This window comes from Bacillus xiapuensis (assembly GCF_002797355.1).
GTDB lineage: Bacteria > Bacillota > Bacilli > Bacillales > Domibacillaceae > Bacillus_CE > Bacillus_CE xiapuensis.
Genome location: NZ_KZ454939.1, coordinates 2,123,735 through 2,143,598 on the forward strand (window position 1 = coordinate 2,123,735; position 19,864 = coordinate 2,143,598).

The window sequence follows — 19,864 nt, forward strand, 5'->3', positions numbered from 1 at the left end:
CCTTCGTCTGTAATCACTTAAATTCTACAACGGTCACTCCGCTGCCGCCTTCTCCAGCTTCACCGAAGCGTATTCGCTTAACCGACCGATGGTTTTTCAAGTATTCTTGCACTCCTTGTCTTAAGGCGCCGGTTCCTTTGCCGTGAATAATGGATACACGCGAGTACCCGGCCAGCAAAGCATCATCAATATACTTCTCGACCTTCAGCAGCGCATCCTCAAAACGCTCTCCGCGAAGATCAAGCTCGAGAGAAACATGGTAGTCTTTTCCGCGAATTGTTGCCAGCGGCTTAGGTTCTGGCTTTTTCTCTGCTTTCACCCACTGTAAATCCGATTCTTTCACTTTCATTTTGATAATCCCCATCTGTACTTGCCACTCGCCGTCTCCGCTTTTTTCAATAAGGTGACCTTTTTGACCAAGGCTCAGCACTTTCACCTCATCACCAGGCTTTAATGTCCTTCCGTCAGCCGCTTTTTTCTGCTTCTTCGGCGTCTGTGATTCCGGAGCGGCTGCTGAGAGCCGGCGCTTCGCCTCAATTAATTCATGCTCTTTAATGCCCGCTCGCTTTTCGAGCTGCATCTTGCGCAAATCCTTAATCACTTCTTCCGCTTCGGCTTTCGCTTGTTCAACAATCGCTGCCGCCTTTTGACGCGCTTTCTCAGTCAGCTCCTCTTCATGCGCATAGAATTCCTGCATTTTCTTTTGCATTTCCTGATGAAGCTTCTCGGCCGTTTTTAAATAATCCCGCGCTTCTTTTTCTTCTTCTTCCGCCATCTTCCGGCTCCGTTCAAGGGAAGCAATCATTTGATCAACTTCATTTGTATCCGTGCCAACCAGCTTGCGCGCTTGCTGAATGATGCCCGTATCCAGCCCGAGGCGCTGCGAAATTTCAAAAGCGTTGCTGCGTCCGGGTACCCCGATCAATAAGCGGTATGTCGGGCTTAATGATTCTACATCAAATTCCATGCTGGCATTGATGACCCCTTCCCGGTTATAGCCGTAGGCCTTTAATTCCGGATAGTGGGTCGTTGCAATCATGCGGGCACCGCGGCGGCGCACCTCATCGAGAATGGAGATTGCCAGCGCTGCCCCTTCCTGCGGATCAGTTCCTGCTCCCAATTCATCGAACAGCACGAGAGAATCATGGTCAACTTGCTTTAAAATGTCTACAATATTCACCATATGCGAAGAAAAGGTACTTAAGCTTTGTTCAATCGATTGTTCATCCCCAATATCTGCATAAACCGACTGGAACACAGCAGTTTCCGACCCGTCCTGCGCGGGAATCTGCAGTCCGGACTGTGCCATCAAAGTAATTAATCCAACCGTTTTTAACGTGACGGTCTTTCCTCCGGTGTTAGGTCCGGTGATGACAATCGTGCTGTAATCTTTGCCCAGCTCAATGTCACTTGGCACCGCTTCATCAACTGGCAAAAGCGGATGGCGCGCCTTGCGCAGACGGATGCAGCCATTAGGGTTGACAGCTGGTTTCGATCCCTTCATCGCCTTTCCGTACTTGGCCTTTGTAAACATGAAATCCAGTTCGCCAAGCAGATCCGTTAACCGGTACAGCTCTTCTCCATGAAGCTCTACTTCCGCCGTTAGCTCGGTGAAAATCCGTTCAATTTCCAATTGCTCTTTCAGCTTTAGCTCGCGCACTTGATTGTTCATTTCTACGATGGATTCCGGCTCGATAAACAGCGTTTGGCCGGAGGAAGATTGGTCGTGAACAATCCCGCCATAATGGCCCCGGTATTCTTGCTTTACCGGGAGCACATAACGGTCATTGCGAATGGTGATGATCGCATCGGACAGCATTGTTTGCGCGTTTTTCCCGCGGATCAGGCTCTCCAGCTTGCTGCGGATCCGGCTTTCATTGGATCGCAGCTGCTGGCGAACATGCCGCAGGGCCGCGCTTGCTGAATCAAGGACGCCGCCGTGTTCATCTACCGTGTGCTTAATCCGGTGTTCAAGCGGCGTCAGCACCGGCATACTTTCTGCTTTTACTTCCAGAATCGGCAGCTGTTCTCCGTCTTCCAGCAGCCCGGTGATAAAGTTTTTCATCAGCCGTCCCGCAGAAATTGTGCTGGCAATCTGTACGAATTCCATCCCATTTAACATGCCACCAATCTGCGAGCGCTTCACATGCGGACGAATATTATAAATGCCTCCAAGCGGTGCATGTCCTTTGATGCGAAGCACTTGAACCGCTTCATCCGTTTCTTCCTGCAAACGGACCACTTCTTCATAAGCAAGAGCTGGCTTTAATGATTCCGCTTGTTCTCTCCCCAAGGAGGAGGCCGCATGTTCAGCCAGCTGACGCTTAATCTTGTCAAACTCAAGAGTCTCTAATACTTTTTTATTCACTGGAAACATTTCCTCCCAATTATCTATTTAAAAAAGCAAAAAATTGGTCTTTGCTGTAGGTGTTCAGTACCGTTTCTGAACGAAGCCAGCCTTTTCTGGCGGCCTTTGCCCCAATGTTCATAAAGCTGAGATGTTCAATGGCATGAGCATCCGTATTAATCATGACCTTCACTCCGGCTTCCTGCGCTTGGCGAAGATGCTCGGCAGATAAATCAAGCCGCTGCGGATTGGCATTCAATTCAAGAGCAGTGCCGGTTTCTTTCGCCAATTGAATGAGCGCGGGCATATCCACATCATAGCCGCTGCGTCGGCCGATAAGTCTTCCCGTCGGATGGGCAATCAAGTCCACATGAGGATTGCTTAATGCCGTTTTTAAACGCTCCATGATCGTTTCGCAAGGCTGCGAAAAGCTGGAATGAATCGAGGCGATAACAAAGTCCAGTTCGCTCAGCAGCTCGTCATCATAATCCAGTGTTCCATCAGGCAGGATGTCCATTTCAATCCCCGATAAAATTTCAATATCGCGATATTTTTCATTTAAACGGCGAATTTCTTTATTTTGTTTTAGAAGCCGGTCAACGGATAAGCCGTTCGCAACTTTTAAAAAACGGGAATGATCGGTTATCGCCATATATTCATAGCCTTTCGCCCGGCAGGCTTCGATCATTTCTTCAATAGAATAGGCTCCATCCGACCAGGTAGTATGCATATGGAGATCTCCTTTAATATCACCGGCCTCCAGCAAGCTTCCTTCCTCCTGAAACGTCTCGACCTCCGTGCCATCCTCCCTGATCTCAGGGGGAATCCAAGGCAGTCCAAAATGATGATAAAAGTCCGCCTCAGTTGAAAAGGTGCTAACCGCACCAGTTGCCGTCTTCTCGACACCGTATTCGCTTATTTTCTCTCCGCGTTCCTTCGCCAGCTGGCGCATCCGGACATTGTGATCTTTAGAACCTGTAAAGTGATGAAGCGTTGAAGCAAATTCCTCTGGCGCCACAATGCGAAAATCGACGGAGACATCCCACTCTCCTTCAACAATGACCGATACTTTCGTGTCGCCGGCCGCAATGATTTCTTTCACACCAACAAGCTTCAGAAGCTGCTCCTTCACAGCGGCTGCTTCATTCGCAGCAATGATGAAATCTAGGTCTTTAATCGTCTCCCGCAGGCGCCGCAAACTGCCGGCCCGAGAAAACTGAAGCACGCCTCTCATAGCCGCCAGCTCTTTTTCAATTTTTTCAGCAACCGGCAGCATATAAGAAATCGGCAGGCGCTCCGGCCGCTTGCCCGCCTGAGCAATAGCCGCTAGGATTTTCTCCTCTGTTTTCGCACCAAAGCCGCTGAGCGCCCGCACACGCTGGTTCTCACAAGCCGCTTGAAGTTCCTCCATACTAGCCACACCTAATTCTTTATAAAGCTTGGCAATCTTTTTGCCGCCCAGCCCCGGCAGCTGTAACAGCGGAAGCAGTCCGGCCGGTACTTCATCCTGAAGCTCTTTTAATACTGAGGATTCGCCTGTCGACCGGTACTCTTCAATAACGGCGGCTGTGCCTTTTCCGATGCCTGCCAGCTTTGTAACATCCTCTATTTCCGCTAAACTGCGATCATCGTTTTCCAGCGCAGCGGCCGCCTTGCGAAACGCCGATATTTTAAAAGGATTGTCCCCTTTCAATTCCATGTATAACGCTATTTCCTCCAGCAATTGGATGATGTTCTTCTTGTTCATTGTCTAGGTCACCTAGCTTTCCAAATGACTTTCTTCCTTATATACTAGCAGAAAAGCTGCTCAAAATAAAAACTTCTCTTTTTTTAAAAAGAGAAGTTCTTCATACGGCTGAGCGGCTCAATATTCCGCAGTGCATCCGATAAGTAAGGAGTGCGGTGGATGATGTAATCGGCAACAAAGGATTGGCCTATCCATTCCTGTACACTGCTTTGCGGAAGCAGCGCGGCAAGATATAATAAAACAAACAAAACGAGATATATTTCCGCAAATCCAAGAACTCCCCCAAATATCTTGTTCACTTCCCTTATAATAGGGATGTGAGCAATGATATTCACGAAGGAGGCAATGATGGATAGGGCGATTTTGACGATGATAAATAGAAGGATAAAGGCAATTGCGCTATAATAAAAGGATTCAAAGCCCGCCGCGCCCATATGAAAAGATTGGATGCTTTCCATAGGGGGCATCGGTATCCATTGCTCAAGCAGCGGCGCAACTTGCTTGCGCAGCGCAAACGCTGCGATCAAAGCAATAACGGAGCTTGCCATGTGGAAAAATTGTAAAATAAATCCTCGTTTTAAGCCAATTATAATGCCTGCAAGGAGCAAAAGCAGTAAAATGATCGTAAGCATATCGGTCAATCCTTTATTTGGTTTAGTTGTTTTTTCAACTGTTCCATTTCTTCTTGAAGCTTTACATATTCATGAACCGCATTCACCGCGGTTAATACAGCAATTTTATTCAAGTCCAGCACCGGATTCTTTACGCTGATTTCCCGCATTTTGTCATCGACCAGTTTGGCGACCATGCGGATATGGCTTTTCGATTCTGTCCCGACAATTGTATAATGATGTCCATGTATCTCCACTGTGATACGGGTCTTTTCTTTGTCTGACAATTGAATAGCCTCCATTCTTAAAGAATCCTAACTGTTATCATACCATGAGTGTTTCCGCATGAAAAGTCGAAAGTAAGAAGGAGAGTCTCCATTGAGTCAAACTGTATTAAAAGTAACAAGCGCCGCTTTACAAAAAATGAAAACACATTACGAATCCTACTCCAGCGGCAAGCTGCCCGCAGGAGCCGTTTTTGCCGCTAAAACCGCCCATTGCTCCATTACCGGCTACCGTTCCGGCAAGGTTTTATTTCAAGGACAGCATGCTGCGGAGGAAGCGGCTAAGTGGCAAAGCGAAACCGCCGCAGCATCCCCTGCCAAGCAGAAGCAGCCAAAGGCCGCTTCCTTGCCGCTCGGATTTGCGTCGATGTCGGTGATCGGCAGCGATGAAGTCGGGACGGGCGATTACTTTGGACCGATCACAGTGACCGCGGCCTTTGTAAAAAAAGAGCAAATTGCCGAATTGCAAACGCTGGGTGTCCGCGATTCCAAGAACTTATCCGACTCGCAAATCATCCATCTCGCTAAGCAAATCGTCCGGATGATTCCATATAGCCTGCTGATCATCCATAACGAAAAATACAATCAGCTTAAGCAAAAGGGCATGTCTCAAGGAAAAATCAAAGCCCTGCTTCATAACCAAGCGCTTATTAATTTACACCAGAAAATTCTTCCAGAACATCCCGATGCCGTGCTGATTGACCAATTTGCAGAAAAAAAGACGTATTACCGTTATTTACAGGATCAAAAACAAATTTTTCAGGAAAAGGTGTTCTTCAGCACGAAGGGAGAGAGCGTCCATCTTGCGGTCGCCGCGGCTTCCATTATTGCCCGCTACGCATTTGTAAGGGAGATGGATAAGCTTTCAGAAGCGGCTGGCTTTGCCATCCCTAAAGGCGCCGGCAGCCAAGTGGATGCAGCTGCCGCCCGTCTGATCCGCGAAAAAGGGGAAACCGCCCTATGGCAGTATACTAAATATCATTTTGCCAATACGGAAAAAGCAAAAAAGCTTGTGAATAAAAAATAGCCAGCAGGCTCCATGCAGTGAGCGAGAAAGAGGCCGATCCTCGGCGGATCGGCCTCTTTTCTTTACACCTTAAATTGTTTAACAAGCATGTTAAGCTTTTCTGCAAGCTCGGATAATGAATCGGCACTTCTCGTGATCTCCTGCATGGAGCTAGTGGACTGTTCAGCTGAAGCAGCCGTTTCTTCCACACCCGCAGCCGTTTCCTCTGACACAGACGCGATGCTCGCGACAGCGCCGTCCATCGCCTTCGTTTCTTGCACAATTTCTGATAAATCCTCGGTAACCTCTTGAATTTTCCGGACGACTTGCTCGATTGAAGCAGTAATCGTGCTGAAGGCTTCTCCTGTTTGCTTAATTTGGTTCGTGCCTTCATCCACTTGGACAAAGCTGTCTTCCAGCGACCGGACCACCTCGCCTGTTTCGCTTTGGATATTTGTCACAATGCCGGTAATCTCTGACACAGAGCTGCTAACTTGCTCTGACAATTTCCGCACTTCTTCGGCCACTACTGCAAAGCCTTTGCCATGCTCGCCTGCTCTTGCAGCTTCAATGGCTGCATTTAGGGCCAGCATATTCGTTTGATCGGAAATGGAGGAAATCACTTCAACGAGCTGTGTGATGCCTTTCGTATGTTCATAAAGATGCTGAACTTTCACAACGGCGCCTCTGACATTTTCATCGATGAGATTCATTTGGGCCACGGAAGCGTTCATGGATTCATCGCCTTGCTTGGAAAGAGCCAGCACATCTTCCGACACGCTCAGCACCCTTTGTCCGCTTCCGTTTGCATCATCGATATTGGCCATTAGCTTGGCCATCGAGTCGGCCAATTCTGTCGTTGTATGCGCCTGAGATTCCGCCGCTTTTGCCAGTTCTTCCATCGTCGAAGCAATTTGCACACTTCCTTCTCCCACCTCTTGAGAGGACTGCGTCAGCTCCTCGCTCTGGCTCGCTACGACATCGGATATCTCTTGAATCTCCTTCGTCATATCGCGGATTTGCTTGTTCATTTCATTGACGGAAACCATCAACTCTCCCACTTCATCCTTTGAATGCACCTTTAAATCTTCCTGCGTTAAGTCGCCATTGGCGATCTCTTCCATTCGATTCCTAACTAGAACAATAGGCTTCGTTAAAGAACGGGCCATATAAAAAGCAAGAAACGCTCCAAGAATGACGGCGGCTGCGGCAGTCAGTTTGACAATCAGATTCGATTTCTCTCCCGCCTCTATCGCTTTTTGCCCATCTGCTTGAATTTTTTTCTCCCGCTTTTTCGTCAGTTCGTTAAATTCGTGCATAATTTCACTTCCAAGCGGTGCAACCTTACTAGTTAAATTATTCAGCGCCTCTTCTTTGTTACCTTGATCATAAGGAGCAAATACCTCTTCAATCAGCAGGTTTCTCCACTGCTTGCTCTTATCGACTACTTTTTTGGATACAGGGGATTGATTTATAGCAAGCAATTCTTCTTGAAGCTGCTTGCTCTCTTCCGTATAACGATTAAATTCATCACGATACTTAGAATCTCCATAAACAATATAACCGCGCGCAGAAGAAATCCGCTGCGATATGTTGAATCGCAATTTCTCATCCAACGTTAATAAAGCAAGCTCTTCTTTAATTATACTGCTTGTCTTCTTGTTTATAGAAGATACAGAAATAGCATTAAAAACCCCCATAAGGAGAGTTAAGAGAATAATTAGAAAAAAGGAAGCTAACATCTTTGTCTTGATACTTTTCATTATCTTTTCCACCTTTCGTCCTTCATTCTGCAATTGCTTACCAGCAAAGGATAGATAAGGATATTATCGGATATTTATTCAGCCTGTTAAGCAATTGGCGAAAAAAGATAAAAAATCTACATATTTCTTCCTCTATTTATTCTGACCTCTCCCATGATGAGCGCCGGCACAGCAAAAGGCTGTTCCTCTTTGTTGGAACAGCCTTAAATGCCTGATCAGCTGCGCAATTCTGCACCTGTTTCTTCTTTTAACGCTTCTAGAACTTTATTGTGGACCTTTACGACTTCTTCATCCGTCAATGTTTTGCCTGGATCAAAATAGGTCAATGAGAAGGCGATGGATTTCTTGCCTGTCTCCACGTGCTCACCTTCATACAAATCAAATACATGCACATCCTTCAGCAGCTTGCCGCCCGCTCTTTGAATGACATCTTGGAGCGCGCCTGCTTCGACATCACGATTCACTGCGAGGGCAATATCACGGGTGATAGATGGAAAGCGCGGAATCGGCTCGTAGGCGATCGCTTCCTTATCCGCTTGAAGCAGCAAATGCAGTTTTAATTCAAACACATACGTTTCCTTAATATCCAAGTCTTTCGCCTGCTGCGGATGAACTTGACCGACAAAACCGATCCATTGGCCATCGAGTTCAATGCCAGCCGTGCGGCCCGGATGCATGCCCGCAACCTCTGCTTTTTTAAAAACGATGCGGTTTTCCAAGCCAAAGCGGGCAAATAACCCTTCTAATACACCTTTCACTACGAAAAAGTCGACGGCTTTCTTTTCTCCCTGCCACAGATGCTCTTCCCAAAGTCCTGTGATGGCTCCTGCTGCATGCTCTTCCTCGGCCGGAAGCTCTTTGTATGCTTCTTTTAAGAAAACAGAACCGATTTCATAAAGGGCCACTGAATCGATTTGGCGGGCGTTATTGTAGGAAATGACATCCAGCAACTGCGGCACGAGGCTTTGACGCAAGAAAGCGTGCTCCTCGCTCATCGGCATCGCCAGTGCAATCGGCTCACGGGCATCTAACGCGTATTGTGTGGCTTTCGCCTGGCTCGTCAATGAATAAGTGATTGCCTGATGTAAGCCGGCTCCTTCTAAGCAGCGGCGAGCCACGCGGCGTTTTAACTGGTAATCCGTGAGTTTGCCCGGCTTTGTTTCCCCAGAAGGAATCGTTGTCGGCAAATGATCATAGCCGTAGAGCCGTGCAACTTCCTCGACCAAATCTTCGGGAATAGTAATATCGCCGCGGCGTGTCGGAACGGTAACAGTGAAGGCATCATCCGCTGTTTGCACCTCAAATTGCAAACGGCGGAAAATCTCTTCCACTTCCGTCCGTTCCAGCTTCGTGCCAAGATTGCGGTTTAACCGTCCTAATGTGATCGTCACCGTTTTCGCTTCTGCCGCCATTTCACCAGTGACGGCAAGACCGGACAGCACCTCTCCCCCTGCATACTCAGCCATTAATTGTGCGCAGCGGTCAGCAGCTACTTGCACGCGATTAGGATCCACTCCCTTTTCAAAGCGCGCGCTCGCTTCTGAACGAAGTCCGTGATCTTTAGACGCCTGGCGGACACGCTGGCCGTTGAAGTAGGCAGATTCAATCAATACGGTCGTTGTATCGGCTTGCACCTCGGAGTTTGCTCCTCCCATCACACCAGCGATCGCTACTGGCTCCTCACCATTAGTAATCACTAAATGATCGGCTGACAATGTTCGCTGTACTTCATCAAGAGTGGTGATGGTTTCCCCTTCACGGGCGCGGCGCACGATGATTTCCTTCGAGCCCAGACGATCGTAATCAAATGCATGAAGCGGCTGTCCGTATTCTAATAAAATATAATTAGTAATATCGACTACATTGTTGTGCGGGCGGATACCGGCTGCCATCAATCGGGTTTGCATCCAAAGCGGAGACGGGCCAATCTTGACATTCTTCACGATGCGGGCCATATATACCGGGTTATCTTCTTTCGCTTCGATGCGGACTTGAATATGGTCCTCTGTCTTTTCATTTCCTTCATTTAGTTCAATGTCGGGGATCTTGACGTTCGTGCCAAGAATCGCCGCCACTTCATAAGCCACGCCCAGCATGCTTAAACAGTCGGAACGGTTGGGAGTTAAACCGAGCTCCAATACTTTGTCATCCAAGTTTAATTGCTGAAGTGCATCCTCGCCGGGGGCAACATCATTCGGAAACACAAAGATTCCTTCTGCATGTTCTTTAGCCACTATTTTGCTTTCAAAGCCTAGTTCCTGAAGCGAGCAGATCATGCCGTGAGATTCTTCTCCGCGCAGCTTCGCTTTTTTGATTTTAAAATTGCCCGGAAGCACGGCGCCTACTTTGGCCACAGCTACCTTCTGCCCTTTATCAACATTTTTAGCGCCACAAATAATTTGGACAGGCGCCTCATCGCCCACATCTACTAAGCATTTATTTAGCTTATCGGCATTCGGATGCGGTTCACGCTCCAACACATGGCCGACGACGACATTTTTTATGCCTTCGCCCAGGTGTTTAACTTCCTCTACTTCAATTCCGCTGCGGGTTATTTTCTCCGCCAATTCTTTCGCTGACATTCCGCCAAGATCAACGTACTCGCTCAGCCATTTATATGAAACGAACATCTGTAAACTCCTCCCTGCTATTATTCATGGATTGAAAATTGTTTTAAAAAGCGCAGATCATTTGTATAGAAAAGACGGATATCATCGATGCCGTATTTCAGCATGGCAATCCGCTCCGCTCCGATTCCGAAAGCAAATCCCGTATATTTCTTTGAATCATACCCAGCCATTTCCAGAACGTTCGGGTGCACCATGCCAGCTCCTAATATCTCGATCCAGCCAGTGCCCTTGCAAATGCTGCAGCCTTTGCCGCCGCACATGCAGCTGACATCGACTTCAACCGATGGCTCGGTAAATGGAAAGAAGCTTGGACGCAGGCGAATTTCGCGGTCTTCGCCAAACATCTTCTTCACAAATACCTCAAGCGTTCCTTTTAAATCGCCCATGCTGATGTTTTCATCGACGGCTAATCCCTCAATTTGCATAAATTGATGAGAGTGGGTGGCGTCATCATTATCGCGCCGGAATACTTTTCCGGGACAAATAATTTTCACAGGGCCTTTTTCTTTATTGTTCTCCATCGTCCGCGCTTGGACGGGAGAAGTATGCGTGCGCATTAAAATATCTTCTGTAATATAAAAGGAATCCTGCATATCACGAGCCGGATGGCCTTTCGGCAAATTGAGCGCTTCAAAGTTATAATAATCCTTTTCCACTTCCGGGCCTTCTGCAATGGCATAACCCATGCCGATAAATAAATCTTCAATCTCTTCCACAACTCGCGTCAGCGGATGATGATTGCCCGTTCTGACCGGGCGGCCCGGGAGCGTAATGTCGATGGTTTCTTTTTCTAATTGTTCTTGAATCGCCTTCTGTTCAAGCGTCTCTTGCTTCGTTTCGATAGCGGTCTTGATGGCGCTGCGCACTTCATTGGCAAGCGCCCCCATTTTCGGACGTTCCTCCGCCGATAATTTGCCCATGCCCTTCAGCACTTCGGTAACAGGGCCTTTCTTTCCAAGATAAGCGACACGAATGTCGTTCAGCTGCTTCAATTCTTCGGCTGCGGCAATTTCCGCCAGCGCTTCTGTTTGTAATTGTTTTAATTGCTGCTCCACAGTGTAACTCCTCCTTTAGGTTAGCAAAGACTTTCCAATGAATGTAAACTCTTCGTGGCGGCGGTGATCAAATTCCACATAAAAAAGCCCCGTCTCCCGGAAAGGGACGAGGCTTTGATCGCGGTACCACCCTTTTTAACATACATTCTATATGTTCACTTCATTGATGTAACGGTTCTCCACCGGGGCATCTTTACGCCTGCTGCGGTCCTGATGCCGGCTCGAGAGGTGAACTTCGTTTACCGTTTTTTAAAGGAGCTTTCAGTCTTGGGCACCTTCTTCCTGTAAAAAAACCGCATAAACTACTCTTCTCTGTCTTCGCCTTTCGCAATATGCTCTTATCGTACATTATAGTACAGCCATACTATGAAGTTCAAACGTTTTTCAATGATTGCTGGAAATAATACAGCAAAATGCCGGCCGCCACCGCAACATTCAGCGATTCGCTCTTCCCGTAAATCGGAATAAATACGTTGCTTGTTGTTTCTTGCAGCAATGCAGAGTTCACCCCGCTGCCTTCATTGCCGACCAAGAGAGCAAAGGCATCACGCACTTTAGTTTCCCGGTAATCAGCGGCCCGCCCGAGAGACGTGCCATAAACGGGAACACCTCTGTTCTTGAGCTCGGCAATCGCCTCGTTCAAAGGCATATGGATAAGCGGGATATGAAAGTGGCTGCCTTGGGCGGAGCGCAGCACCTTCGGATTGTAGGGGTCGGCGCAGCCGTTCCCTAAGATCACTCCGTCAATTCCTGCCGCATCGGCCGTTCTGATCAGCGTGCCAATATTACCGGGATCTTGAACAGCGTCCACCAGCAAATAACTGCGCCCCGTTAATGACATAGCAACCTCTCGTTTACGGCAAACGGCAAACACCCCTTGATTCGTCCCAGTATCAGCAAGCGCATCGGTGATTTCCTCCGTCACAACCGTCATCTCGACCCCATCCAAGTTCCAATGGGCCGGCAAAGAGACGGTTTCTGATACGATTAATTCGATCACTTCATCTTTATAGTTAAGTGCTTCTTCGATCAAATGATGGCCCTCTAATAAATAAAAACCCGTTTTCTCCCGCTCTTTCTTCATAAGCAGCTTTTTCCACTGCTTCACTTGCGGGTTTTTGGATGATTGTATAAATTTCACTTATTCCGCTCCTCTTCCTGCCATTCACCACTGAGCGGCAGAGCATTTTAGTTCTATTATAGCTTATTTTTCGCGCATATTGAATGGAAGCTCAGGAGATAGTAATACTGATCACACAGAAAGAGGAGCGATAACTATGAACTTTAATTTGCGGCAAGCCGTTTTAAACAATATCAGCGGCAGTTCCCAGGAACAGCTGGAGCAGACAATCGTTGATGCCGTCCAGCGGAATGAGGAAAAAATGCTTCCCGGTCTCGGCGTCCTGTTTGAAGTTTTTTGGCAGCATGCCGATGCGCAGGAAAAGCAGCATATGCTCCAAACCCTTGAAGACGGTTTAAAATAAGCCGGCACTCCCTTTAAAAGCCGGCATTGTAAACAGCGGGACTTTTTTAGAGAAAGCTCGCTGTTTATTTGCATTTATTCGAGCTGCGGGGAAGAGGATTTCAAAGCATTTCTCCGCAGTAAAATGTTCGTTTCGTTCGGCCTTGCAACAGCGACGGCAGCCTCTGTTCTTCGTTTCAGCAGCAGAGGAAAAGCAAGAGCCCCCTCACCGTTTGCCGGGGCAATGAATGAATTGGCTCCGCTTCGAATAATTTCTCTCCTGATAAGCAAACGAAGAAGGCGGCTTCTCATCCGCAGCCGCCTTCTTTACTCTGAACTCAAACAGCTGAGCCTGGCCCTTCCGTTATGGCTTTGGCTCCTCATCATACGCAATGAGCACAATGTTTTCTCCGCTTTCCTTGCGAAATTCATGTTCTAACGTCTGAAGCTTTCTTAATTGCTCCGTCTTAAGATTTGCAACCGGATACAGGTTACCCTCTCTCATAATCCTTCACTCCTTTCTTCAGCAGTCCGCACCCTATTTTTCCCGCAATGTACTCCCTTATTCATCAGTCTCAGCCCTTGCCCAATAAAAAAAGCAGCTGCCAATTGATCTCGACAGCTGCGAATCTCCTATTAATTGAAGTCTCTGTAACCGTAACCGGCCCATGGATAACCGTAAGACGGGTAATACGGCGGGCGGTAGTAATGATGCGGATAGTAATGCGGCGAATAGTACGGTGAATAATACGGCGGTCTCGGTCTTGGCCTTTCATACGGATAGTGATAAGACGGAGTAAAATAAGGCGGTTGTCTTTCTTCCATTGAATTAGACCACGCTTGTTCCTCCGGCAGAGGATAATGGTCTTGCTGATCTATGGCCCACTCTTGATTCCACATAATCATGCCTCCCTTATGTTCTTTATACCCTTCCCAATGAGCGGATTTTTTCAGTGATTAGCAACAAGGATAATAAGGGTAACCATAGCCGTAGCCCGGATAGCCATATCCATAGTACGGGGGATATAAAGCGCTCCCTAACAACCCTCCAGCGAATCCTCCCAGAAATGGACCTCCAAAAAACGGACGGCCGTAAAAGCCAAACGGTCTTCCGAAACCAAAGCCGAACGGTCTTCCAAACCCAAACGGACGGATAATTCTTTCATCTTCTCCTCTAACCTCTGGATTTAAATCATTAGCGTAAAAAGGCATTCCTTCGTTCATCGCTCTACTCCCCTTTTCCTATTTGGTTTTTTTTAGCAATCATTCAGATCACTTACCCCTAACATGCTATGCGTTTATCCTGGGAAGGAGCTTATCTTTCCTATAAAATGGGTGATTGACCTACCGAAAAAGAGCCAGGCATTTTAGCCAAATCTCCTGGCTCTCTTCTTGTCTATAATCATTTTCATCATCAGGCGGATGCACAATGACATTGTGTACATACAAACCCTTACTAAATCTCTGTGAATTTATGGGCAATCCCTATTCAAGCGCGGTTCTTTATCATCACTCAACCCCTATTTTAAATTCATTCCTCTCTTCGTTAACTCGCCACCCGTCTTTTTAAACAAAATGAATACCTGCAGCCTGCTTATACCGAATTTTTGTGATACTGCTGAATATGCTCCTTCAGCTCCCAAAAGCCCGGCGTGGAATCCATATCGTAGGTTCTAATGGAACGGATTAGCTTACATTTTAATTCCTGCGCCAGATCCTCTTTCTCTTTATGATCTGTTAAATACAGAGATTTTTTTATTTTCGGTTCAAATAAATCGATCACGGCTTGAAGCGCCTGGTTGTTTTCTTTCGATTCTTTCACAAGCTCGTACAATACTGACATTCATCATTCATTCCTTTCTATGTTCTTTGATGACCTCCGATAACTGAACAATGACTAGTTCAAGCTTCTCTAACTTTTTTTCAAATCTCATAAATAGATAAATCGTGATCGCGATAGGAAAGCCGAAATTGCCGATAATAGAAATCCATTGAGGCAGTTCAATGACCGTCACGAATGACCCCTCCCTTTTGGATAATGGTTTTATTTATTTTTTCAAGAGCTTTTTTATGAAGCTTTGAAACAGCCTGCTGCGTCTTTCCTAACCGTTTGCTGATTTCTGTATTGGACAAGCCCTTTACATAAGCTAAGTCGATCACTTGTTTTTGTTTGGGAGGCAGCTCTTTTAACGCTTCATATAACACAGAATCCACAATGTAGTCCTCTATGCTGGAGCTTTGCAGCAAATCTTCTATTTTGATCTCAGCATAAGGGTCCATGAGCACATCTTCTAAAGTGTTCCCATCTTCCTCTCCTACCGGTTTGTTGATGATTAAAGGGTGCCGCTGTGCTATTTTTCTGATTCGTTTGTCATAATTGATCGCATTATAATACAGTGTGTCGGAAATAAAGGTTGTAAAGCGGATTTGGAAATAAAATTTCTTGAATTCCGTATCGATTTTTTTCCGAATATCTTTGTTTCCTGTGCAAATCGCTTCAATAAGCAAGCATTTATTTTCTTTTTTCTTTAGAAATGATTGAACGATCACATGACCGAAAAATTCTTTATTTTCCTGTAAAAACATCTTTAATTCCCGGCAGCATTCTTTTTCCATGTCATCGAATCCAAACATTACATCACCTGCTTTTTCGCAAAAGATAGAACAAATGTTCTGTTGAATAGGTAAAAAAAATACAAAGCAATGCCTTATATCAGTTGAAGCCGTATATCTATGATAAATAAAGTGCAAAATTCCTAATCGCATTATATCATTATTCATCAAGAAAATGACAAAATTCCACCATTTCTTTCGAAGCTGAAGCTGATTTTTTTTGAGGATTTTCGATCTCCAATTCCCCCCAGAGAAAACCTATTCTCTAGCTGTTTTGAGAAACAACTTCATCCAAACCTATTATTTTGTTTACATTTTCCGATCAGCTAACGGCTGTATTTAGAGTTAACAGTTCGAGCTCTGCATGATTTCCATCCCCCTTTTTATAGAGCTTTACTGTATAAAGAAGAACAAAATGGAAATCGCACAACCTCTTTTTGAAAATTTTTTGTGCGGTTATCTGACCGTTTCCGAAATTAAAAGGAAGGCTCAAACAGCGAGGATTCTCTCATCCTCCGCTCCTGAAAAGAAAACAAAGGGCAACATTGCAAACCTCATCGCACAGGATCGAACGAATCGAGCATTTTGGGGCCGTGATCTCCCGCTTGACGCTTTGTTTTTCGCTTCATTCCGGATGGGGAAATCTTACAGCGGGAGGAATTTCTGATTGCAAAATTTATTAAAATCCTGTTTGATTTTGTCTCTGTATTTTGAAATAATGGATTTGTTTGACAAACAAGAAAGGGGTTTTAGTGATGAAAAACGTCAGGAAATGGATATGGGTGGGATTCTTCATAATTTCCCTTGCTGCTATGACGGCATGCGCCAATGATTCTTCTAATGATGCCGCAGAGGAAACGGAATCCGAGACTGCTTCTGGCCAAGCAAACCATGACTCTGCTCCCGCGCAGGAAACAGGAGAGGATTCAAAAGGAGAAAAGAATTCAAGCTCCAGCGATGCAAACAGCAGAGCTGAAGAAGAAAACGGAGAAGATCATCAGCCTCCAAGTCCTTCCCAAGATTCGTCAGATAGTGACGCAAATCGCCCTGCAGCTAAAGATACAAATGAAAACAAGCCACAAACCCAAAGCCCTTCAAATGAAAAAAAAGACCCGACAACCTCTTCAAACAGCGATAAACAGAAAAGCGTTCACATCAAAAGCGGCGACGAGGCGATTGCCTATTTAAAAGAAAAATTAACACTGCAGGATAATCAAGATATCGTATTTGATGATATGGACGGTTCCTTAAAAACAGACGAATCCGGTTCCTACTACACGATTATTCTTACCTCTAAATCCATAAAAGAAGCTGGCGGTTCAGGAACAGTGGGGATCTATAAAGTGTATCAAAATGGCCATTATACATTAGGCAAGTAACCTGTTTCCACATTGTCAAAGAATCGTTCCATAAGCTTCTAACATAATCGAGCTGGAGAAAAGCGCTTTATGTTTCTCCAGCTCTTTTGCCCTTCCTTCAGTTTCCCCTTGAAAGAAAAGGTTGAATCTCAACTTCTGGCAATAGATGGAAGACTATTGCCGCACTCTTTTGTGAATCGTATGCATCGTTGCTTTTTCATGCTTTCCTCTCTTATTTTTACTATAATTTTTTAGTTAAAGGTTGTTTATTGGATGAGTGGCGTTTCTTTCTAAATTGAACAGCTGATCAGCTGAAATAAATTCAGAAGGGAATGTATGGAACAATGAAAACATCACAAAGAGGCGTCAATTTAATTAAAGAATTCGAGGGTTTGCGACTTACAGCTTATTATGATTCGGTAGGAGTTCTTACAATCGGGTATGGTCATACGAATAACACGGCTTCAGCAGATAAATATCCTGTTTATCCTGGTCAAACCATTACCGCGTCAAAAGCGGAAGAAATTTTAAAGGCTGACTTAATCACTTATGAAAATGCAGTAAACAGCTATGTAACGTACCCAATTAACCAAAATCAGTTTGACGCTTTAGTTTCATTCTCTTTTAACCTTGGAACCGGCGCTTTAAGAACCAGTACGCTGCTGGCAAAATTAAATGCTGGTGATGTGCAAGGGGCTGCGGATGAATTTGATCGCTGGGTGTATGCTGGCGGACAAATTCTAGCTGGTTTAGTCAGACGAAGAGCGGCAGAAAAAGCATTGTTTTTAGAAGGCACAATCAGCGACGTTCCGGATGGTGGTTCAGGATCGGCTGGCGATACTTACATCGTTCAATCCGGCGACACACTCAGCCATATTGCGCTGAAATTCGATGTGACCGTCACACAGCTTAAACAATGGAATCACCTGAATTCCGACCTCATCCGTATCGGTCAAGTGCTGATCGTCAAAGAGCCGGATGGCGGAGATTCCGGCGGCGGTTCATCCGCCGACACTTACGTCGTTCAGTCCGGCGACACACTCAGCCATATTGCGCTGAAATTCGATGTGACCGTCACACAGCTTAAACAATGGAATCATCTGAATTCCGACCTCATCCGTATCGGTCAAGTGCTGATTGTCAAAGAGCCGGATGGCGGAGATTCCGGCGGCGGTTCATCCGCCGACACTTACGTCGTTCAGTCCGGCGACACACTCAGCCATATTGCGCTGAAGTTCGATGTGACCGTCACACAGCTTAAACAATGGAATCACCTGAATTCCGACCTCATCCGTATCGGACAGGTGCTAATTGTCAAAGAGCCGGATGGCGGCGGTTCATCCGCCAAAACTTATGTGGTTCAGTCTGGTGATACACTCAGCGAAATTGCGGTACTGTTCAATACGACCGTTTCTAAGTTGCAATCATTAAACAAAATTAGTGATCCTAGCAAAATTTATGTTGGACAAGTGCTTATAATTGGTTAAAAATCAAGAAACGCCAATCTATGAACAGAGTAGATTGGCGTTTCTTTTGATTGTGCCGGTCGCCGCTGGACGAGCGCCTTCCGCTTTTCGGTTTTGTCCAGCTTCGTCTCCTTGGGGCTCGAGGTCAGATGCCCGTCAGACTGCATGGCAAAAGAGCGCCATTTCGTCTGCCGTTCATCTGCTTGTCGCCCCAGGGCAGTCGGCTCCGCTTTTCGGTGTCCAGCTGCTGGCGCTAGCGGCTCGAGGTCACAAGCCCAGCTGTCTTCAAGGTTCAAGAACAACCTTGCAGTCAGCTGGGCTTGTGCTGGTCGCCGCTGGACGAGCGCCTTCCGCTTTTCTTAGTTAAATGTGATGTTGTTTACTGTTTGGCGGTCTAGGCGCAGGATGACTTCTCCTATTAGTTTGACGGCGTTTTCGTAGTCGTCGCGGTGAAGCATGGCTGCGTGAGAGTGAATGTAGCGCGTGGCGATGGTGACGGAAAGACTCGGTACGCCTCCTGATGTCAGATGGATGGAGCCAGAGTCCGTGCCACCGCCTGCCATGGCATCGAATTGATACGGGATGTTCAGCTCATCCGCCACGTCAGTCACAAAATCGCGCAAGCCTTTATGAGAGACCATGGAGGCATCGTATAAAATAATTTGCGGCCCCTCTCCCATCTTGCTCATTGCCTCTTTCTCGGAGATGCCCGGTGTATCGCCGGCAACCCCTACATCAACGCCGAAAGCGATGTCCGGCTGAATGGTTTGCGCCGCCGTTTTAGCGCCGCGCAAGCCCACTTCCTCCTGTACGGTTCCGACCCCATATACAATGTTTTTATGCTGTTTATTTTGCACATATTTCATCACGTCAATGGCTATGGCACAGCCGATTCGATTATCCCATGCTTTGGCTAGCAGCATTTTTTCATTATTCATCACGGTAAATTCAAAGTAAGGAACGGCCATATCTCCCGGGCGAACGCCCCATTCCATCGCTTCTTCTTTGCTGGAAGCTCCGATATCAATAAACATATCTTTAATATCCACCGGTTTTTTGCGCGCTTCCGCCGATAATATATGCGGCGGTTTTGAGCCGATAATTCCCGTCACATCTCCCTTGCGTGTCACAATGGTTACGCGCTGGGCGAGCATGACTTGGCTCCACCAGCCACCGACTGTTTGAAAGCGCAGGAAGCCTTTATCATCAATTTGCGTGATCATAAAGCCAACCTCATCCAAATGTCCAGCGACCATAATTTTAGGCCCGTTTTCATCTCCTGTTTTCTTCGCAATTAAGCTGCCCAGATGATCCGTTGTGACTTCATCAGACAGCGGTTCTATGTAGTTCTTCATCACGGCGCGAACTTCCCGCTCATTGCCGGGTATGCCTTTGGCATCGGTCAATTCTTTAAGCATCGTTAGTGTTTCATCCATTTTCGGCATGCAGTAGCCCTCCTTTTCCATAACATCTATCCCTTTTAAGTATACGCTACTTGGCAGAACTATACCAAATATTCCAT

Annotated in this window: 21 protein-coding genes, 1 pseudogene and 1 other annotated feature; of the genes and pseudogenes, 5 read left to right on the plus strand and 17 right to left on the minus strand. The window is 46.4% G+C overall.

The features are described 5' to 3' along the window. Positions 1-13: 13 nt before the first annotated feature. The 4 genes from CEF20_RS10625 to zapA all read right to left on the minus strand — a co-directional run bounded on the left by CEF20_RS10625 (position 14) and on the right by zapA (position 4,992). Positions 14-2,368 (minus strand): endonuclease MutS2, encoded by a 2,355-nt coding sequence (locus tag CEF20_RS10625; RefSeq protein WP_100332082.1) that lies wholly within the window; start codon positions 2,366-2,368, stop codon positions 14-16. Positions 2,369-2,387: 19 nt separating this feature from the next. Beyond that, positions 2,388-4,094: a DNA polymerase/3'-5' exonuclease PolX gene (polX, locus tag CEF20_RS10630; protein WP_100331785.1), complete on the minus strand. Its 1,707-nt coding sequence runs from the start codon at positions 4,092-4,094 to the stop codon at positions 2,388-2,390. A gap of 83 nt (positions 4,095-4,177) precedes the next feature. Beyond that, positions 4,178-4,726, minus strand: a complete 549-nt coding sequence (locus tag CEF20_RS10635) for a CvpA family protein (protein ID WP_100331786.1) — start codon at positions 4,724-4,726, stop codon at positions 4,178-4,180. Positions 4,727-4,731: 5 nt separating this feature from the next. Next, complete coding sequence (zapA, locus tag CEF20_RS10640) at positions 4,732-4,992, minus strand: cell division protein ZapA (RefSeq protein ID WP_100331787.1); 261 nt, start codon at positions 4,990-4,992, stop codon at positions 4,732-4,734. 91 nt (positions 4,993-5,083) lie between these two features. Here zapA and rnhC point away from each other — a divergent pair, with 91 nt between their 5' ends. Beyond that, positions 5,084-6,016: a ribonuclease HIII gene (gene rnhC, locus CEF20_RS10645; protein ID WP_100331788.1), complete on the plus strand. Its 933-nt coding sequence runs from the start codon at positions 5,084-5,086 to the stop codon at positions 6,014-6,016. Between the two features lie 62 nt (positions 6,017-6,078). Here rnhC and CEF20_RS17495 read toward each other — a convergent pair whose 3' ends face one another. The 5 genes and pseudogenes from CEF20_RS17495 to CEF20_RS10665 all read right to left on the minus strand — a co-directional run bounded on the left by CEF20_RS17495 (position 6,079) and on the right by CEF20_RS10665 (position 12,584). Next, positions 6,079-7,044, minus strand: a complete 966-nt coding sequence (locus CEF20_RS17495) for a methyl-accepting chemotaxis protein (protein WP_408607810.1) — start codon at positions 7,042-7,044, stop codon at positions 6,079-6,081. Continuing rightward, positions 7,036-7,758, minus strand: a pseudogene (locus CEF20_RS17500) (MCP four helix bundle domain-containing protein); the annotation flags it as partial. The gene CEF20_RS17495 and the pseudogene CEF20_RS17500, both read right to left, overlap by 9 nt. Positions 7,759-7,973: 215 nt before the next feature. Then, a complete protein-coding gene (pheT, locus tag CEF20_RS10655; RefSeq protein ID WP_100331790.1) occupies positions 7,974-10,388 on the minus strand; it encodes a phenylalanine--tRNA ligase subunit beta in 2,415 nt (804 codons plus the stop codon). Between the two features lie 20 nt (positions 10,389-10,408). Then, entirely contained in the window at positions 10,409-11,443 is a 1,035-nt protein-coding gene (gene pheS / locus CEF20_RS10660) for a phenylalanine--tRNA ligase subunit alpha (protein ID WP_100331791.1), read from the minus strand. Between the two features lie 99 nt (positions 11,444-11,542). Next, positions 11,543-11,771, minus strand: a binding site (T-box leader). A gap of 45 nt (positions 11,772-11,816) precedes the next feature. Continuing rightward, positions 11,817-12,584, minus strand: coding sequence for a TrmH family RNA methyltransferase (locus CEF20_RS10665; protein WP_100331792.1), 768 nt, complete (start codon positions 12,582-12,584; stop codon positions 11,817-11,819). Positions 12,585-12,720: 136 nt separating this feature from the next. Between CEF20_RS10665 and sspI the strand changes: the two genes are divergently transcribed. Next, positions 12,721-12,927: a small acid-soluble spore protein SspI gene (gene sspI / locus CEF20_RS10670; RefSeq protein WP_100331793.1), complete on the plus strand. Its 207-nt coding sequence runs from the start codon at positions 12,721-12,723 to the stop codon at positions 12,925-12,927. 74 nt (positions 12,928-13,001) lie between these two features. On the opposite strand, the gene CEF20_RS10675 is transcribed toward sspI, so the two are convergent. The 7 genes from CEF20_RS10675 to CEF20_RS10700 form a co-directional block, all read right to left on the minus strand. Further along, entirely contained in the window at positions 13,002-13,217 is a 216-nt protein-coding gene (locus CEF20_RS10675) for a hypothetical protein (RefSeq protein WP_100331794.1), read from the minus strand. 52 nt (positions 13,218-13,269) lie between these two features. Further along, positions 13,270-13,410 carry a hypothetical protein gene (locus CEF20_RS16835; protein ID WP_198508489.1) on the minus strand — a complete coding sequence of 47 codons (141 nt, stop codon included), beginning with the start codon at positions 13,408-13,410 and terminating at the stop codon, positions 13,270-13,272. A gap of 131 nt (positions 13,411-13,541) precedes the next feature. After that, the gene (locus CEF20_RS10680; RefSeq protein WP_232713437.1) at positions 13,542-13,805 is read right to left on the minus strand and encodes a hypothetical protein; all 264 of its coding nucleotides are present in this window, start codon (positions 13,803-13,805) and stop codon (positions 13,542-13,544) included. 57 nt (positions 13,806-13,862) lie between these two features. Then, complete coding sequence (locus CEF20_RS10685) at positions 13,863-14,129, minus strand: hypothetical protein (RefSeq protein WP_100331795.1); 267 nt, start codon at positions 14,127-14,129, stop codon at positions 13,863-13,865. A gap of 370 nt (positions 14,130-14,499) precedes the next feature. Beyond that, positions 14,500-14,748, minus strand: a complete 249-nt coding sequence (locus tag CEF20_RS10690) for a helix-turn-helix domain-containing protein (RefSeq protein WP_100331796.1) — start codon at positions 14,746-14,748, stop codon at positions 14,500-14,502. Between the two features lie 7 nt (positions 14,749-14,755). Further along, complete coding sequence (locus tag CEF20_RS10695) at positions 14,756-14,920, minus strand: YvrJ family protein (protein ID WP_100331797.1); 165 nt, start codon at positions 14,918-14,920, stop codon at positions 14,756-14,758. Next, positions 14,907-15,539, minus strand: coding sequence for a sigma-70 family RNA polymerase sigma factor (locus CEF20_RS10700; protein WP_157796253.1), 633 nt, complete (start codon positions 15,537-15,539; stop codon positions 14,907-14,909). Before CEF20_RS10700 ends, CEF20_RS10695 begins: the two co-directional genes overlap by 14 nt. A gap of 734 nt (positions 15,540-16,273) precedes the next feature. On the opposite strand from CEF20_RS10700, the gene CEF20_RS10710 reads away from it, so the two are divergent. The 3 genes from CEF20_RS10710 to CEF20_RS16635 all read left to right on the plus strand — a co-directional run bounded on the left by CEF20_RS10710 (position 16,274) and on the right by CEF20_RS16635 (position 18,709). Beyond that, positions 16,274-16,897, plus strand: a complete 624-nt coding sequence (locus CEF20_RS10710) for a hypothetical protein (protein ID WP_100331800.1) — start codon at positions 16,274-16,276, stop codon at positions 16,895-16,897. A 323-nt stretch (positions 16,898-17,220) separates the two neighbouring features. Continuing rightward, a complete protein-coding gene (locus CEF20_RS10715) occupies positions 17,221-18,363 on the plus strand; it encodes a LysM peptidoglycan-binding domain-containing protein (protein WP_157796254.1) in 1,143 nt (380 codons plus the stop codon). Beyond that, positions 18,356-18,709: a hypothetical protein gene (locus tag CEF20_RS16635; protein WP_157796255.1), complete on the plus strand. Its 354-nt coding sequence runs from the start codon at positions 18,356-18,358 to the stop codon at positions 18,707-18,709. The genes CEF20_RS10715 and CEF20_RS16635 overlap by 8 nt, the downstream gene beginning before the upstream one ends. Here CEF20_RS16635 and CEF20_RS10725 read toward each other — a convergent pair. Continuing rightward, on the minus strand, positions 18,702-19,787 hold the full coding sequence (locus CEF20_RS10725; RefSeq protein WP_100331803.1) for a M42 family metallopeptidase: 1,086 nt from the start codon (positions 19,785-19,787) through the stop codon (positions 18,702-18,704). The two genes, CEF20_RS16635 and CEF20_RS10725, sit on opposite strands and share 8 nt — an antisense overlap. Positions 19,788-19,864 lie beyond the last annotated feature (77 nt).